Genomic DNA, 14,677 nt, shown 5'->3' on the forward strand with positions numbered 1-14,677 from the left:
GTCCGCGAATCCCCGTTTTATCTTTTTGGACGGCTCGGATTGTGCCGCCGCTTTTGGAAAATTCTGAATGAAAGCCTCCCGTTTCTTTATCGGCACCCTGAAGGAAGCTCCCGCTGACGCAGAAATCGTCAGCCACAAGTTGATGGTGCGCGCCGGCATGATTCGTCGCGTCGCTGGCGGCATTTACAACTACCTGCCGATCGGTCTGCGTTCGATCCGCAAGGTTGAATCGATCGTGCGCGAGGAGATGAACCGGGCGGGCGCCATCGAGTTGCTGATGCCGGCCGTGCAGCCGGCCGAACTGTGGCAGGAATCGGGCCGCTGGGAAAAATACGGCCCCGAGCTGCTCCGCTTCAAGGATCGCAAGCAGAACGATTTCGTGATGGGTCCGACGCACGAGGAAGTCGTCACCGACATCGCGCGCAACCAGATCAAGAGCTACCGCCAGTTGCCGGTCAACTTCTATCAGGTCCAGACGAAGTTCCGCGACGAAATCCGTCCGCGCTTCGGCGTGATGCGTGGTCGCGAATTCATCATGAAGGACGCGTACTCGTTCGACAAGAACATGGACGGCCTGCGCGAGTCGTATCGCAAGATGTACGACGCTTACGTGCGCATTTTCACGCGCCTCGGTCTCGAATTCCGTGCGGTCGCGGCGGACAACGGTTCGATCGGCGGCAGCGGTTCGCACGAATTCCACGTGATCGCCGAAACCGGTGAGGACGCGATCGCCTATTGCCCGACGTCGGATTTTGCCGCGAACGTCGAAGCGGCCGATGCGCTGCCGCTGATCGCACAACGCGCCGCGCCCACCGGGCCCATGACGAAGACTTCGACGCCGGGCAAGGCGAAGTGCGAGTCGGTCGCCGAATTCCTCGACATCCCGCTGCAACGCACGATCAAGTCGATTGTCCTCGCGACCGAAAACGAAGGCGCCGAACCGACGCTGTGGCTCCTCATGCTGCGCGGCGACCACGAGATGAACGAGATCAAGGTCAACAAGATCCCGGGTCTCGGCGAGTTCCGTTTCGCGACGGAAGCGGAGATCGTCGAATGGTTCGGCACGCCGCCGGGCTACCTCGGCCCGATCGGCACGAAGAAGCCGGTCAAGGTGATCGCGGACACGACGGTCGCGAACATGAGCGATTTCGTCGTCGGTTCGAACGAAGTCGACTTCCACACGACGGGCGTGAACTGGGGCCGCGATCTGCCGGAGCCGGTCGTCGCCGATATCCGCAATGTGCAGAAGGGCGATCCCTCGCCGGATGGCAAGGGCGTGCTCGACATCTGCCGCGGCATTGAAGTCGGCCACGTGTTCCAGCTCGGCAAGAAGTATTCGGAAGCGATGAACGCGACGTTCCTCGACGAAAACGGCAAGCCGCAGAACATGGAAATGGGCTGCTACGGCATCGGCATCACGCGCATTCTCGGCGCCGCCATCGAACAGAATTTCGACGACAGGGGCATCATCTGGCCGGAATCGATTGCGCCGTTCGAAATTGTGCTGTGTCCGATGGGTTACGACCGCAGCGATGCCGTGCGTGAACATGCCGATCGCCTGTATGCGGAACTGGTCGCGGCGGGCGTCGATGTGATTCTCGACGATCGCGGCGAGCGCCCCGGCGTGATGTTCGCCGACTGGGAGCTGATCGGCGTGCCGCACCGGCTGGTGATCGGCGATCGCGGCCTGAAGGAAGGTAAGGTCGAATATCAGGGCCGTCGTGACACGGAAGCGACGCTGCTGCCGGCGGAAAGCGCCGCGGCCACGGTGACGGAGAAGATTCGCGCAGCGCTGGCCGGCTAACCGGAGCGGGCGGTGGAGTACAACTTCCTGTCCGCCACGGTTCTGCTGATCCTGATCACGGACCCGCTCGGCAACATTCCGCTTTTCATCGGTTGCCTGCGGGGCGTCGCGCCGCATCGGCGGATCGCGGTCATCCTGCGCGAAATCGCGATCGCTTTCGTGATCCTGCTGGTGTTCATGGTCGTCGGCGACCGCTTTTTGCGCATGATGAGTCTCACCGACCTCTCATTGCGGATCGGCGGTGGAATCGTGCTGTTCCTGATCGCGCTGCGGATGATCTTTCCGCATCCGGACGGCCCGTTCGGCGGCGATGCGCGCGGCGGCGAACCGCTGATCGTGCCGCTCGCGATTCCCGCGCTGGCCGGTCCCTCCGCGCTTGCGACGGTAATGCTGCTGACGTCGCAGGCGCCCGGCAAGATGGCCGAGTGGATTGGCGCGCTGACTGTCACGATGATCGTGTGCGCAATCGTGCTGGTGCTGGCCGAGCGCATTCAGGCCTGGCTCGGCGAGCGCACCGTGATGGCGTTCGAGCGGCTGATGGGTCTCGTGCTGGTCGCGATTTCGGTGGAGATGATACTCGCGGGGATCCGCGCGTTCGTGCATCAGCTTTGACGCCGGCAGCAACTGACATCACACAATGAAAAAGCGGCCCGCAAGCCGCTTTTTCATTGTGAAGCGCCGATTCCCAGGAAGGAGGGAATTCAGACGTCTTCGGTCAACGCCCGGATGGTGGGCAGATTGCGCCAGTAACCTTTCGCGTCCATTCCGCAGCCGAACACATAGCGGTCCGGCACTTCGAAGCCGCAGAAGTCCGGGTGCAGCGGCTTCGCCTTCGGGATGATCTTCTCGCACAGCACCGCGCTCAGGAAGCGCTTTGCGCCCATCGCGAGAATGCGGTCGCGGATCGCGGCCATCGTCTCACCTTCGTCGAGGATGTCGTCGAGCACGAGCACGACGCGGTCCTTGACCGACTCCGCCGGCGCAACGCGCCATTGCATCTCGCTGCCGCCTTTGGTCGTGTTGCGATAGCGGGTGAGGTGGATATAGTCGAACTCGAGCGGGAAGTCGAGGTGCGGCAGCAGCATGCCGGTGAACACCGCGGCGCCACCCATCACCGAAAGGACGAGCGGGAATTCCTCGCTTATTTCCGCGCGGATGGCGTTCGCCATGCCACCGATCGACGCGTTGACGTCGCTGGCCGAAACGATTTCTTCGGAGTGGCTGAAAATGTGGAGCGCTTCTTCGCGGTTCATGACGCCTGGCGAGCGGTGACTGTATACATAGTGTGAGAGAGAACAGCGGCGGCTGCAATCAGGACAACAATCGGGACGATCAGCGCATGCCCGGCATCATGCCTTTCATGCCGCGCATCATCTTCTGCAGGTTGCCGCCCTTCAGCTTCTTCATCATCGTGCGCATCTGGTCGTACTGGTTTAGCATGCGGTTGACTTCCTGCACCTGCACGCCCGCGCCCGCCGCGATGCGGCGCTTGCGCGTCGCCTTGATCAGCTCGGGCTTCGCGCGCTCTTTCGGCGTCATCGAGTTGATGATGCCTTCCATGCGACGCATCTGCTTCTCGGCCTGGCCCATGTCGGCACCGGACGCTGCCTGCTGGAACTGTGCGGGCAGCTTGTCCATGAGCGTGGAGAGGCCACCCATGTTCTTCATCTGCGAAAGCTGCGCGCGGAAATCGTTGAGATCGAAGTCGCCGCCTTTCTTGACCTTGTCGGCGAGCTTCTGCGCCGCCTGAACGTCGACGCCGCGTTGCGCTTCCTCGACGAGCGCGAGAATGTCGCCCATGCCGAGAATCCGGTTCGCCATGCGATCCGGATAAAAGATTTCGAGGCCGTCGAGCTTTTCGGCGACGCCGACGAACTTGATCGGCTTGCCCGTCACGTGACGCACCGACAGCGCCGCACCGCCGCGCGAGTCGCCGTCGAGCTTCGTGAGCACGACGCCGGTGAGCGGCAGCGCGTCGTTGAACGCCTTCGCGGTGTTCACGGCATCCTGGCCGAGCATCGCGTCGACGACGAACAGCGTTTCCGCCGGCTTCAATGTAGCGTGCAGCGCGGTGATTTCCTGCATCATCGCTTCGTCGATACCGAGACGGCCGGCCGTGTCGACGATCAGCACATCGTGATAGTGGCGCTTCGCCCAGTCGACGGCGGCGCGCGCGATGTCGACCGGCTTCTGGTCGGGCTCCGACGGGAAGAAATCCGCGCCGACCTGTTCCGTCACCGTCTTCAGCTGCGCGATGGCGGCGGGGCGGTAGACGTCGCAGGAAACGGTGAGGACCTTCTTCTTGTACTTCTCGCGCAGCAATTTGGCGAGCTTGCCGACAGTGGTTGTCTTACCGGCGCCTTGCAGGCCGGCCATCAGGATGACGGCGGGCGGCGTGACGGCGAGATTCAGCTCGACCGCCTTGCCTTCGTAGTCGCCGCCGATGATCGCGGTCAGTTCGCGCTGCACCACGCCGACGAGCGCCTGACCGGGCGACAGGCTGCTGATCACCTCTTCGCCGAGCGCCTTTTCCTTCACCTTCGAGATGAAGTCGCGCACGACGGGCAGCGCCACGTCGGCCTCCAGCAGCGCGAGACGGACTTCGCGCAGCATTTCCTGGGTGTTCGCCTCGGTGAGGCGGGCTTCGCCGCGCAGCGTCTTGACGACGCGCGCCATCCGTTGGGTCAGATTGTCGAGCATGGGGAGCGATGGGCAGTGCGGCCGTTGCGTTGCTAGGCAAGGGCCTGGTGTAAACTTCGGATATGGATATTGTACTGTATGCCCTCACTGCGCTCCTGTACGGCGGTCTCGCCGTCGCGGGCTGGCGCTCGCACCGGCACACCGCGCCGCGTCCGGTGCTGGAGAGCGTGCCGTCGATCCCGGTTCCTTCGAATGTATCGGCGGCGTCGGGCATGAGTCCGTCGGGGCGCGCGCTGCTCTTCGTCGCGCTGATCTCCCACGGCGTGTTGCTGCATACCACGATCTTTCCTCAGAACGCGATGGTGTTCGGGTTCGCGTTCGCGCTCTCGGCGATGTTCTGGCTCGGCGCTGGCATTTACTGGATCGAAAGCCTGTTCTTTCCGCTCGACGGCCTGCGCCTGCTGGTGCTGCCGCTCGCATGCGTCGCGTCGCTGCTGCCGCTCGCGTTCAACGGCGTGCACGTGCTGCCGTATTCGGCGGCGCCGCTTTTCAAGCTGCACTTCCTGATCGCGAACATCGCGTATGGGCTCTTCGCGATCGCGGCGCTGCACGCTGTCCTGATGCTGCTAGTGGAGCGCCGCCTGCACGCGATGCGCGGCGGCGAGCTGCAGCGCCAGAACGCGGCTGCCGGCAACGGCTGGCTGTCGAGCTGGCTCGATACGCTACCGCCGCTGCTCACGCTGGAAAAGCTGCTGTTCCGTCTGATCGGCGCGGGCTTCGTGCTGCTGACGCTCACGCTGATCTCAGGCATTCTCTTTAGCGAGCAGCTCGTGGACCGGCCGTTGAGGCTCGATCACAAGACCGTGTTCGCGATCCTTTCCTGGGTGATGTTCGGCGCGCTGCTTACCGCCCGCCGGGTGTCCGGCTGGCGCGGCCGTGCGGCATTGCGCTGGGTGCTGGCTTCGTTCGCGGCGTTGATGCTCGCGTATGTCGGCAGCCGTTTCGTTTTCGAGGTGCTGTTGCACCGCCCTGTGGTCTGAGCGTCATCATGCGACAAATTTTTCTGCTGATTCTCCTGTTCATCGTCGGCAACTGGCTCGTCAAGGCCGTGCGTCGCGCCGAGTCCAAGGCGTCCGCGCGCACCGGTTCGGCGTCGTCGGGGCCGGCCGCAGGCGGTGCACAGCGCGCGTCCGAAGCGCCGCAACTCGCCGAGCCGATGATCCGTTGCGCCGAGTGCGGCGTACACGCGCCGAAGAGCGATTCGGTGGTCGTCGCCGGCCAGCCGTTCTGCAGCGCCGATCACGCGCATCGCCACGCCGCGCGCCCGGCCGGGCGCGCCGCACGATGAGCGTCGACTTCGCCGTCGATGCCGACGGCTGGGTTCCCGCTGCGCGCAAACTGCCGTCGCCGAATTTCGAGGCGCGCCCCGAAGGCGCGCGGCCGACGCTCGTCGTCGTCCACAACATCAGCCTGCCGCCCGGCGAATTCGGCGGCACGGCGATCACCGAACTCTTCCAGAACCGCCTCGACTGCGACGCGCATCCGTATTACGACGCGCATCTGCGCGGTGTGAAGGTGTCGGCGCATTTCGTGATCCGTCGCGACGGCGTGCTCGAGCAATATGTATCGTGCGACGCGCGCGCATGGCACGCGGGTGTGTCGAACTTCTTCGGCCGTGAGCGCTGCAACGACTTTTCGATCGGCATCGAACTGGAAGGCAGCGACGCCAGCGCGTTCGAGCTGCCGCAATACGAGACGCTAGGCGCGCTCGTGAAGGCGCTCGCCGCGCACTATCCGGTCGAAGCGCTCGCGGGTCACGCCGACATCGCGCCTGGCCGCAAGACCGATCCCGGTCCTCACTTCGAGTGGCAACGCCTTCAACACGACTGCGCATTGCCCGCTCGGTATTTCCCCTATCTCTCTCCCGCCGCCGCATCGTAAAGCCGTCACGCGGGCTGCCTCGATGCGTCGCAAATCGTTGCAGCGCCTTGCTTTCCGCGCGGTCCCACCCGGCCTGGCGATATGAAAAGTCAAGCGCCGAACGGCAAATAAAATAATTTGAGATGCCGGGAAGTTCCACTATACTTTGTGTAAGGAATCGATTTCCGAACTAGATGTTGTGGTGATCTGGCGGCGCCCCGCTTCACGCGCAAGGCGCCGCATGCATTCCAGGCGTTGAAAAAACATTCGACTGGTGTGGACCGATGAGAGCGGCCGCACCGGCAACTTCGGGGAAAGGGCACAGCCAGTGATCGCGACTCGCATGATGAAGACTATTGTCCCGTCCGCCGCGTCGCATCCGGTCAGCAGACCTCGCCGGCCCACTCTCCGCACCCTTACGCTCGCGCCGGTTGTATCCACGTCGCGGCGATCGTACTAATCCGCGGTTACCTCCGCACCATTCCAGACCAGGAGCTTTGCACATGCAAACGACCGACAACGTGACGACCCGGTATGAGGGCTCACCCACTGGCCAACCGTTCGGTGGACAGGCACAGGCAGGCCAGGCGCTCGCGCCGCAGGCCACCTTCGCCGACTACAAGGTGATCCGCCGTAACGGCAGCGTCGTGTCGTTCGAGCCTTCGAAGATCGCGATCGCGGTCACGAAAGCGTTCCTCGCCGTCAACGGTGGCCAGGGCGCGGCGTCGGCGCGTGTGCGCGAGCTGGTTGAGCAGCTCACGCAGAGCGTGGTGCGCGCGCTGCTGCGCAGCCGTCCGAACGGCGGTACGTTCCATATCGAAGACATCCAGGACCAGGTCGAACTCGCGCTGATGCGCGGCGGCGAGCACAACGTCGCGCGCGCCTACGTGCTGTATCGCGAGAAGCGCACGCAGGAGCGCACGCAGGAGCCGGAAGCGGCAGCAGGCTCGTCGGGCCTGAATGTGGTCGACGGCGGCGTGACGCGTCCACTGGACATGGCTGCACTGCGCGGCATCATCGAATCCGCCTGCGCGAACCTGGGCGACGCCGTGAGCGCCGGGCCGATCGTCGCGGAGACGGTGAAAAATCTGTACGACGGCGTGCCGATGAGCCAGGTCTACGACTCGGCCATCCTCGCCGCACGCACGATGATCGAAAAGGATCCGGCGTACAGCCAGGCCACGGCCCGCATCCTGCTGCACACGATCCGCCGCGAAATTCTCAGCGAAGAAGTCACGCAGGGCGAAATGGCCGACCGTTACGCCGAGTACTTCCCGCAATTCATCAAGCGCGGTGTGCAGGCCGAACTGCTCGACGACAAGCTGATGCAGTACGACCTGAAGCGTCTGGGCGCCGCGCTCGACAACAGCCGCGACCTGCAGTTCGGCTACCTCGGTCTGCAAACGCTGTATGACCGCTACTTCCTGCATCACGACGGCGTGCGTATCGAAATGCCTCAGGCATTCTTTATGCGTGTCGCGATGGGTCTCGCGCTGAACGAAGTGGACCGCGAAGCGCGTGCGATCGAGTTCTACAACGTGCTGTCGAGCTTCGACTTCATGTCGTCCACGCCGACGCTGTTCAACTCGGGCACGCGTCGCTCGCAACTGTCGTCGTGCTACCTGACGACGGTCGACGATGACCTCGACGGCATCTACGAGGCGCTGAAGGAAAACGCGCTGCTGTCGAAATTCGCCGGCGGTCTGGGTAACGACTGGACGCGCGTGCGTGCGCTCGGCTCGCACATCAAGGGCACCAACGGCAAGTCGCAGGGCGTGGTTCCCTTCCTGAAGGTGGTGAACGACACGGCGGTCGCCGTGAACCAGGGCGGCAAGCGCAAGGGCGCGGTGTGCGCCTACCTGGAATCGTGGCACCTGGACATCGAGGAATTCCTGGAGCTGCGCAAGAACACCGGCGACGACCGTCGCCGCACGCACGACATGAACACGGCGAACTGGATTCCCGACCTGTTCATGAAGCGCGTGCACGAAGGCGGCGACTGGACGCTGTTCTCGCCGTCCACCTGCCCGGACCTGCACGACAAGTTCGGCGCCGAGTTCGAAACGGCTTACATCGCGTACGAAGACAAGGTCGCGCGCGGTGAGATCAAGCTGTTCAAGAAGATTCCGGCGGCGCAACTGTGGCGCAAGATGCTCGGCATGCTGTTCGAAACCGGCCATCCGTGGATCACGTTCAAGGATCCGTGCAATATCCGTTCGCCGCAGCAGCACGTCGGCGTCGTGCATTCGTCGAATCTGTGCACGGAAATCACGCTGAACACCAGTGACACCGAAATCGCCGTCTGCAACCTCGGCTCGGTGAACCTCGTCGCCCACCTGAAGGAGCAGGCTGACGGCACGCTGGTGCTCGACCACGACAAGCTCAAGCGCACGGTCAGCGTTGCGATGCGCATGCTCGACAACGTGATCGACATCAATTACTACGCGGTCGCCAAGGCGCGTAACTCGAACCTGAAGCACCGCCCGGTCGGCATGGGCATCATGGGCTTCCAGGACTGCCTGCACCTGCTGCGCACGCCGTACGCGTCGGACGAAGCGGTCAAATTCGCCGACACGTCGATGGAAGCGGTCTGCTACTACGCGTACTACGCGTCGACGGAACTGGCGGAAGAGCGCGGCCGTTACTCGAGCTACCGCGGCTCGCTGTGGGATCGCGGCATCCTCCCGCAGGACACGCTGAAGCTGCTCGCCGAAGCCCGTGGCGGCTATGTCGAAGTCGATTCGAGCGAATCGATGGACTGGACCGAGCTGCGTTCCCGCATTGCAACGTACGGCATGCGCAACTCGAACTGCGTCGCGATCGCGCCGACGGCGACGATCTCGAACATCATCGGCGTGTCGGCCTGTATCGAACCGACGTTCCAGAACCTGTATGTGAAGTCGAACCTCTCGGGCGAATTCACGGTGGTCAACGACTACCTGGTGCGCGATCTGAAGGCGCGCGGCCTGTGGGACGAAGTGATGGTCGCCGACCTGAAGTACTTCGACGGCACGCTCTCGCGCATCGACCGCATCCCGGCCGACCTCCGCGCGATCTACGCAACGGCGTTCGAACTCGATCCGGTCTGGGTCGTCGAAGCCGCATCGCGTCGCCAGAAGTGGATCGACCAGGCGCAGTCGCTGAACATCTATATGGGGGGCGCGTCGGGCAAGAAGCTCGACGAGGTCTACAAGCTCGCATGGCTGCGCGGTCTGAAGACCACGTACTACCTCCGCACGATGGCGGCGACGCACGTCGAGAAGTCGACGGTGGCGCACGGCGCGCTGAACGCGGTGAGCTCGGGCGGCGGTGAGAGCTCGGGCGGCGCGGGCGGTGTTGGTGGCGGCGCAGCAGGTGGCTTCGGCGTGAGCGGCGGCGCTGCTTCGGGTGGTCTGCAGGCATCGGCGGCCCATGCGGCACCCGCGGCGATCGAAGTCGACGCAGCACCGGAAGCAGACGGCCCGGTGTGCATGATGCGTCCGGGCGATCCGGGCTTCGAAGAGTGCGAGGCCTGCCAGTAATCAGGCGGCGACGGCCGGTGTGAGCCGGTCGTGAAGCAAGGTGAGCGGCGGCGGATGTCACTGCCGCTCACGGAAAGATTCGATGAAGTGCGGAAGTCAGGCGGTGGTCACGCAGGTGCAGGGCAGCAGCAGCCAGGCCGCGGCAACCGTGCTTCGCGTCACACACATTGCACCGAAGCGCATCGCAACATCGTCGACGCTGATCGACGTCTGCGAGAAAACCCTGAACTTTGTACGCAGCGCGTAGCCAGACAGACAAGGCTTCGCGTTAACGCGAAGCCAGGCGACACAGATTAGAAGCGCCTCGATGATCATCCCGATCGTTGGTTCGATGTTCAGTTTGAGATCGGCGTGCGGTCTCTTCGAAGTAACTTCCAGGTCGCTGCAAGCGACATCGAAGCGACGTTCAGGCGACATCAAAACGAGGTGCTTTCGATGAAGCGAAGACCTTCAGCATCACATGCTTCGATCGCTTCACACGAAGCGACAGACACGCTCTGTTGAACAAAGTGTTGTATGCAGGTCGCAACGTGAATCGAAAACAGGATTTTTCGTGAGCGAAGTCTTTTATCGCTAACGAAAAGATGGTACAAACCGTTCTAAATTGATGGTGACATTATGCTCAACTGGGATGACGAGATCACTGCCGTAACTCCCGCGAGCGCTTCGCAACAGAATGCGTTGCGCAACGCTTCGGAGACGGCCGTCGGAACGCAGGCTGCATCGCGTGCCGCTCATCAGGCTCCCTCGGCTCAGGACATCTTCGCGAACGACATCGCTGTCGCTCCGTATGCTGCCTCCGCTGCCGCTCAGGCAACCGCGCCGACTGCGCGGCCAGCTTCGCCGGCTACCGCGCCGGCCGCCGCTTCGGAAGCGCGCGTGAATGTCGCCGACAAGCGCATCATCAACGGCCAGACTGACGTCAACCAGCTGGTGCCGTTCAAATACAAGTGGGCATGGGAAAAGTATCTGGCGGGTTGCGCGAACCACTGGATGCCGCAGGAAATCAACATGTCCCGCGACATCGCGCTCTGGAAAGACCCGAACGGTCTGACCGAAGACGAACGTCGCGTCGTCAAACGTAACCTCGGTTTCTTCGTGACGGCGGATTCGCTGGCCGCGAACAATATCGTGCTGGGCACCTACCGCCACATCACGGCGCCCGAATGCCGCCAGTTCCTGCTGCGCCAGGCATTCGAAGAGGCGATCCACACGCACGCTTACCAGTACATCGTCGAATCGCTCGGCCTGGACGAAGGCGAGATCTTCAATGCGTATCACGAAGTCTCCTCGATCCGCGCGAAAGACGAATTCCTCATTCCGTTCATCCACACGCTGACTGATCCGGCCTTCAAGACCGGGACGCTCGAAGCCGACCAGACGCTGCTCCGGTCGCTGATCGTGTTCGCCTGTGTGATGGAAGGCCTCTTCTTCTATGTCGGCTTCACGCAGATTCTTGCACTAGGCCGCCAGAACAAGATGACCGGCGCAGCGGAACAGTATCAATACATCCTGCGCGATGAATCGATGCACTGCAATTTCGGCATCGACCTCATCAACCAGATCAAACTCGAAAACCCGCATTTGTGGACCGCTGAGTTCCGCGCGGAAATCCGCGAAATCTTCAAGCAGGCTGTCGATCTCGAATATCGCTACGCAGAAGACACCATGCCGCGCGGGGTGCTCGGCCTGAATGCGTCGATGTTCAAGAGCTATCTGCGCTTCATCTGCAACCGTCGTTGCCAGCAGATCGGTCTCGATCCGCTGTTCCCGAACGAGGAAAACCCGTTCCCGTGGATGAGCGAGATGATCGACTTGAAGAAGGAACGCAACTTCTTCGAAACGCGGGTCATTGAATATCAGACAGGCGGCGCGCTCTCCTGGGAATAAGCCGGGAGTCGTGTCGTAGACGAAATTGATGGGGATGCTGCCGGCCGCTCACGGCCGTCGGTGGCACATAAGGTTAGGAGCAGGAACGCCTGATGCAAAGCACGCCCGGTGCGCCATGTGCCTTGATGGCCATGGCCCACGACGATGACAGGCACTTTGCGAACCCTTCAGTGGGATGGGCAAACTTCCCCCCGGAAAAAGCCGCTGGCCTTGAGGCCAGGGGTTCGATCAAGCAATTGCCGGCGTCGGAATCCGACGCCGACCAGATCTGGCGCGCGGTGCTGTATGGCACCGCGCGCCTTACCGCATTCATTAGCGTAAGCGCGCCGCACCTGCGTACGCCGATGAATAGCCCGCTTCGTAGCGCGCGCCCTGAGAAGCGTCCGCGGGAAGCGGGTTTTGACGAAGGGTGTTGTTTGAACTGACTCTCATCTGAAAACCTGAAGGAGAAAATGATGGCAACTGCAAAAAAAGCCGCCGCGAAGAAAGCCCCGGCAAAGAAAGTCGCTGCAAAGAAAGCTGCACCGGCAAAGAAAGCAGCCGTTAAGAAAGTCGCAGTGAAGAAGGTTGCAGTGAAGAAGGTTGCAGCGAAGAAAGTGGCAGTGAAGAAGGTTGCGGCGAAGAAGGCAGCGCCGGCGAAGAAAGCTGCAGCGAAGAAGGTTGCTGCCCGGAAAGTCGCTGTGAAGAAGGTTGCAGCGAAGAAGGCAGCACCGGCGAAGAAGGCCGCTGCGAAGAAAGCGCCTGCGAAGAAGGTTGCAGCGAAGAAGGTTGCCAAAAAGGCAGCACCGGCGAAGAAGGCCGCTGCGAAGAAGGCTGCGCCTGCTAAAAAGGCTGCTGCTAAAAAGGCGCCTGCGAAAAAGGCTGCTGCCAAGAAGGCTGCCCCTGCGAAGAAGGCTGCCCCTGCGAAGAAGGCTGTCTCGAAGAAGGCTGCACCTGCTCCCGCTGCGCCTGCTGCATCGAGCGCACCGGCTGCGACGGTGAAGACCGCGTTGAATCCGGCTGCAGCATGGCCGTTTCCGACTGGCAGCCGTCCGTAAGACGCTGAAGCAGTAATCAGGCGCATCGCGATGTGTCCGATGATTGGGTAGAACAGGACCCAATCACCGTCCCGTCACCAGTTTACCGGTGGCGGGATTTTTTTCGTCTGTTAGTTTTGCAGCGCCATCGACGCACGCTTTCGACGAACGAAAAAAGCGCGTGCACGGCAAGCGGCTTGCATGGGACCGGAGTAGGGCATGCGCGTGAGGTTGCCACGTCGACATCGAATCATGTCTGCGCGGCTCAGGAAGGTTTGTTCAGGGCAGGCGGATCAGTGCGTGACGCGCGTCACACCACCGCTCGAGAGCAGACGCACGCGTTCGCCTGCACGGAAGATCTCACCCGTGGCGCTCTGCGTGATCGCACGCAGGTCGCCGTTGTCGAGCCGCACGGTAATTTCGACGCCGTCGCGAACCGCCGTGCCGTTTTCTACCGCGTTGCCCGCCACCGCACCGACCAGACCGCCGACGATGCCCGTCAGTATCGACCCCGTGCCGCCGCCGATCGTGCTGCCGGCCACCGCGCCGAGCGCGCCACCGCCGATCGCACCCAGGCCGCTCGGCTGGCCGTTGTTCGTGCTGATCTTCACGGCGCGCACGCTGTCGACGGTGCCGAGGCGCACCGTTTCCTCACGTTGCGCCTGGGACGCCGTGTAGACGTCGGCCGAACTGCTGTTGTACGCGCAGCCTGTCATGACCACTGAACCTGCGATCATCATCGCGACTACCAGGCGACTCGTCGTTTTCATGCCCTTTACCCCACTTATTTACGGCAGGTCGTATCCAAATGCCTGCTTGAATCGTTCGTTGATCTCCGCACGCGAAGGCGCGTAGTTCTGCGGCCCCTGATGTTCGATCTTGAGCGCGCCCATCAGGCTCGCGAGACGGCCCGTCGTGGCCCAGCCGAGTGTGTTTTCGATGCCGTAGAGCAGGCCGCCGCGGAACGCGTCGCCGCAACCCGTCGGATCCAGCACCTGCTTCGCGGTGACGGCCGGAATCTCTTCGATCTTGCCGGCGTGGTGGATGTGCGCGCCCTGTTCGCCGCGCGTGACGATCAGCGCATCGACGCGGCTCGCGATTTCTTCGACCGACCAGCCCGTCTTGTCGCTGACGAGCGCGGCTTCGTAATCATTGACTGCCACGTAAGTGGCAAGTTCAATCATGCGCCGCAGCGAGGCGCCGTCGAAGAGCGGCAGCCCCTGGCCCGGATCGAAGATGAACGGCACGCCGGCCGCGGCGAGTTCTTCCGAGTGCTGGATCATGCCGTCGAAGCCATCTGGCGCGACGATACCGAGCGTGATGCCCTTCGCTTCGCCCGCATGGTTCACGTGCGACTGCATCATCGCGCCCGGGTGGAACGCGGTGATCTGGTTGTTTTCGAGGTCGGTCGTGATCATCGCCTGCGCGGAGTACGTGTCCGGCAGCACGCGCACGTGTTCCGTCGACAGGCCGAGGCTCGCGAAGCGGTCCATGTAGAGCTGGGCGTCGACGGCGCCCATCGTTGCCATGATGCGCGCGTCGCCGCCGAGCAGATTCAGCGAATACGCGATGTTGCCGGCGCAGCCGCCGAACTCGCGGCGCATCGTCGGCACGAGGAAGCTCACGTTCAGGATGTGAACCTGCTCCGGCAGGATGTGCTCCCGAAAGCGACCCTCGAAGGTCATGATGTTGTCGTAGGCGAGCGAACCGCAAATGAGCGTGGCCAAGGCGAACGTTCCTGTCAATATTGTTGATGAGCGCCGCGCGGAGTCCTTGCCTGCAGCCGGGCATGAGGCCGGATGTGAAAGCGCCGCCCACATGCGCGGCGCCGCCCCCAGTGCGGCAGGGTTTTACTTCACCGCGCCCCGCGCAGCGGCGTAATTCGG

General features: G+C 62.8%; 14 protein-coding genes. 9 read left to right on the forward strand and 5 right to left on the reverse strand.

From position 1 onward, the window contains the following. The first annotated feature begins 67 nt into the window (after positions 1-67). Together LPA37_RS22820 and LPA37_RS22825 are read left to right on the forward strand one after the other, a co-directional pair. Entirely contained in the window at positions 68-1,804 is a 1,737-nt protein-coding gene (locus LPA37_RS22820) for a proline--tRNA ligase (RefSeq protein WP_228975307.1), read from the forward strand. Between the two features lie 12 nt (positions 1,805-1,816). Continuing rightward, entirely contained in the window at positions 1,817-2,416 is a 600-nt protein-coding gene (locus LPA37_RS22825; protein WP_228975304.1) for a MarC family protein, read from the forward strand. An 89-nt stretch (positions 2,417-2,505) separates the two neighbouring features. On the opposite strand, the gene LPA37_RS22830 is transcribed toward LPA37_RS22825, so the two are convergent. Both LPA37_RS22830 and ffh read right to left on the reverse strand, forming a co-directional pair. After that, entirely contained in the window at positions 2,506-3,057 is a 552-nt protein-coding gene (locus tag LPA37_RS22830) for a hypoxanthine-guanine phosphoribosyltransferase (RefSeq protein WP_228975302.1), read from the reverse strand. 79 nt (positions 3,058-3,136) lie between these two features. After that, entirely contained in the window at positions 3,137-4,504 is a 1,368-nt protein-coding gene (gene ffh, locus LPA37_RS22835; protein WP_228975300.1) for a signal recognition particle protein, read from the reverse strand. A gap of 62 nt (positions 4,505-4,566) precedes the next feature. On the opposite strand from ffh, the gene LPA37_RS22840 reads away from it, so the two are divergent. The 4 genes from LPA37_RS22840 (at position 4,567) to LPA37_RS22855 (ending at position 9,885) form a co-directional block, all read left to right on the forward strand. Next, a complete protein-coding gene (locus LPA37_RS22840; RefSeq protein ID WP_228975298.1) occupies positions 4,567-5,484 on the forward strand; it encodes a cytochrome C assembly family protein in 918 nt (305 codons plus the stop codon). Between the two features lie 8 nt (positions 5,485-5,492). After that, the gene (locus tag LPA37_RS22845) at positions 5,493-5,792 is read left to right on the forward strand and encodes a PP0621 family protein (protein WP_229013790.1); all 300 of its coding nucleotides are present in this window, start codon (positions 5,493-5,495) and stop codon (positions 5,790-5,792) included. Beyond that, positions 5,789-6,385: a 1,6-anhydro-N-acetylmuramyl-L-alanine amidase AmpD gene (gene ampD / locus LPA37_RS22850; RefSeq protein WP_228975294.1), complete on the forward strand. Its 597-nt coding sequence runs from the start codon at positions 5,789-5,791 to the stop codon at positions 6,383-6,385. The genes LPA37_RS22845 and ampD overlap by 4 nt, the downstream gene beginning before the upstream one ends. A 482-nt stretch (positions 6,386-6,867) precedes the next feature. Further along, positions 6,868-9,885: a ribonucleoside-diphosphate reductase subunit alpha gene (locus LPA37_RS22855; RefSeq protein ID WP_229013791.1), complete on the forward strand. Its 3,018-nt coding sequence runs from the start codon at positions 6,868-6,870 to the stop codon at positions 9,883-9,885. A gap of 96 nt (positions 9,886-9,981) precedes the next feature. Here LPA37_RS22855 and LPA37_RS22860 read toward each other — a convergent pair whose 3' ends face one another. Next, positions 9,982-10,302: a hypothetical protein gene (locus LPA37_RS22860; protein WP_228975289.1), complete on the reverse strand. Its 321-nt coding sequence runs from the start codon at positions 10,300-10,302 to the stop codon at positions 9,982-9,984. A gap of 201 nt (positions 10,303-10,503) precedes the next feature. On the opposite strand from LPA37_RS22860, the gene LPA37_RS22865 reads away from it, so the two are divergent. The 3 genes from LPA37_RS22865 to LPA37_RS22875 all read left to right on the forward strand — a co-directional run bounded on the left by LPA37_RS22865 (position 10,504) and on the right by LPA37_RS22875 (position 12,812). Next, a complete protein-coding gene (locus LPA37_RS22865) occupies positions 10,504-11,775 on the forward strand; it encodes a ribonucleotide-diphosphate reductase subunit beta (RefSeq protein WP_228975287.1) in 1,272 nt (423 codons plus the stop codon). 92 nt (positions 11,776-11,867) lie between these two features. Next, entirely contained in the window at positions 11,868-12,200 is a 333-nt protein-coding gene (locus tag LPA37_RS22870) for a hypothetical protein (protein WP_228975285.1), read from the forward strand. Positions 12,201-12,230: 30 nt separating this feature from the next. Next, positions 12,231-12,812: a histone H1-like DNA-binding protein gene (locus LPA37_RS22875; protein WP_229013792.1), complete on the forward strand. Its 582-nt coding sequence runs from the start codon at positions 12,231-12,233 to the stop codon at positions 12,810-12,812. A 272-nt stretch (positions 12,813-13,084) separates the two neighbouring features. On the opposite strand, the gene LPA37_RS22880 is transcribed toward LPA37_RS22875, so the two are convergent. Both LPA37_RS22880 and LPA37_RS22885 read right to left on the reverse strand, forming a co-directional pair. Continuing rightward, positions 13,085-13,561, reverse strand: coding sequence for an outer membrane lipoprotein (locus LPA37_RS22880; RefSeq protein WP_228975281.1), 477 nt, complete (start codon positions 13,559-13,561; stop codon positions 13,085-13,087). A gap of 18 nt (positions 13,562-13,579) precedes the next feature. After that, positions 13,580-14,518 (reverse strand): carbohydrate kinase family protein, encoded by a 939-nt coding sequence (locus LPA37_RS22885; RefSeq protein ID WP_228975279.1) that lies wholly within the window; start codon positions 14,516-14,518, stop codon positions 13,580-13,582. Positions 14,519-14,677 lie beyond the last annotated feature (159 nt).

It is taken from the genome of Paraburkholderia gardini (assembly GCF_907164545.1).
GTDB classification, from domain to species: Bacteria; Pseudomonadota; Gammaproteobacteria; order Burkholderiales; family Burkholderiaceae; genus Paraburkholderia; species Paraburkholderia gardini.

Coding starts and splice junctions, on each gene's coding strand:
- LPA37_RS22820 (WP_228975307.1), top strand. CDS start 68: ATGAAAGCCTCCCGTTTCTTTATCGGCACCCTGAAGGAAGCTCCCGCT.
- LPA37_RS22830 (WP_228975302.1), bottom strand. CDS start 3,057: ATGAACCGCGAAGAAGCGCTCCACATTTTCAGCCACTCCGAAGAAATC.
- ffh (WP_228975300.1), bottom strand. CDS start 4,504: ATGCTCGACAATCTGACCCAACGGATGGCGCGCGTCGTCAAGACGCTG.
- LPA37_RS22840 (WP_228975298.1), top strand. CDS start 4,567: ATGGATATTGTACTGTATGCCCTCACTGCGCTCCTGTACGGCGGTCTC.
- LPA37_RS22845 (WP_229013790.1), top strand. CDS start 5,493: ATGCGACAAATTTTTCTGCTGATTCTCCTGTTCATCGTCGGCAACTGG.
- ampD (WP_228975294.1), top strand. CDS start 5,789: ATGAGCGTCGACTTCGCCGTCGATGCCGACGGCTGGGTTCCCGCTGCG.
- LPA37_RS22855 (WP_229013791.1), top strand. CDS start 6,868: ATGCAAACGACCGACAACGTGACGACCCGGTATGAGGGCTCACCCACT.
- LPA37_RS22860 (WP_228975289.1), bottom strand. CDS start 10,302: ATGTCGCCTGAACGTCGCTTCGATGTCGCTTGCAGCGACCTGGAAGTT.
- LPA37_RS22865 (WP_228975287.1), top strand. CDS start 10,504: ATGCTCAACTGGGATGACGAGATCACTGCCGTAACTCCCGCGAGCGCT.
- LPA37_RS22870 (WP_228975285.1), top strand. CDS start 11,868: ATGCAAAGCACGCCCGGTGCGCCATGTGCCTTGATGGCCATGGCCCAC.
- LPA37_RS22875 (WP_229013792.1), top strand. CDS start 12,231: ATGGCAACTGCAAAAAAAGCCGCCGCGAAGAAAGCCCCGGCAAAGAAA.
- LPA37_RS22880 (WP_228975281.1), bottom strand. CDS start 13,561: ATGAAAACGACGAGTCGCCTGGTAGTCGCGATGATGATCGCAGGTTCA.